Raw genomic sequence first — 1,171 nt, 5'->3', positions numbered from 1 at the left:
ACAAGGCCGCGGAGTTGGTGAGTCCGTTGTTGTTCGCTCCGGTGTTTGTGGGTGTGAAGCCGCCGGAGCGGGTGGCCTTTGACCTGGTGGTGGATCAGGTTGCGGTCACTTTGCATCGAGCACGGCGGGATGGCCTGCCCGAACCAGCGGCCGCTACGGCCGCGTGGGCGCGTGCTGCAGAGTTGGCGGCCAGCGTGCGGGAGGCGGGTGTGGACGGTGCGCCGGATTTGTGGCGTACCGCCCGGCCGCCGGTGCGTGGTGGTAAGGGTGTGCCGTCGTCTGTGGGGGGCGTGGGGCAACGCGGGCTGCGGGGCGGCAGGCCCCCGCAGCGGGGGCCGGGCGAGCCGTATCCGGGGGAGACGTATCCGGGTGAGTCGCAGGCCGGACCATCCACGGCCCACCCGGCGTCGGGTGCGGATACCCCGGTGGCATCCAGGCCGCAGGATGCCGCGCCCGCGAAGAGGAAGCGGGTTCAGCGGCGTGGGATACCTCGGGGGGAGTTGGCGGAGTGGGTCGCCCGGGCTCAAGCGGCGGGGTACACGACCGCCACGGCAGGAATGACATTCCTGCGTGAACACAACGTCGGGGTTGCCGATGGGGTTTGGCGGGTTGCGTGGCGTGCTGAGTCCGGGAAAAGGAAGCGGGTTCGGCGGCGTGGGATACCTCGGGAGGAGGTGGCGGGGTGGGTTGCCCAGGCTCAAGCGGCGGGGTACACGACCGCCACGGCAGGAATGACATTCCTGCATGAACACAAGGTCGGGGTTGACGGCAGGGTTTGGCGGGATGCGTGGCGTGCTGAGTTCGGGAAGGGGAAGCGGGTTCAGCGGCGTGGGATACCTCGGGAGCAGTTGGCGGAGTGGGTCGCCCGGGCTAAAGCGGCAGGGCACACGACCGCCCAGGACGGAATGGCATTCCTGCGTGAACACAACGTCGGGGTTGACACCGTGGTTTGGGGGGATGTGTGGCGTGGTGAGTCCGGGAAGGGGAAGCAGGTTCGGCGGCGTGGGATACCTCGGGAGGAGTTGGCGGGGTGGGTCGCCCGGGCTCAAGCGGCGGGGTACACGACCGCCCAGGACGGAATGCAATTCCTGCATGAACACCACGTCGGGGTTGCCGCCGGGGTTTGGGGGGATGTGTGGCGTGTTGTTTCTGGGGCTGATGCTGCTGGTTT

Annotated in this window: 1 protein-coding gene; it reads left to right on the top strand. The window is 68.7% G+C overall.

Annotated features, from left to right (window positions below):
* Positions 1 to 905: 905 nt before the first annotated feature.
* On the top strand, positions 906 to 1,171 hold a 266-nt coding region (locus ACWDKQ_RS36310), incomplete at its 3' end, for a hypothetical protein (RefSeq protein WP_450143262.1).

Source organism: Saccharopolyspora sp. NPDC000995, assembly GCF_053599315.1.
Note: the sequence above shows the minus strand (reverse complement) of the source record. Positions and strands in the feature narration are given on the sequence as shown.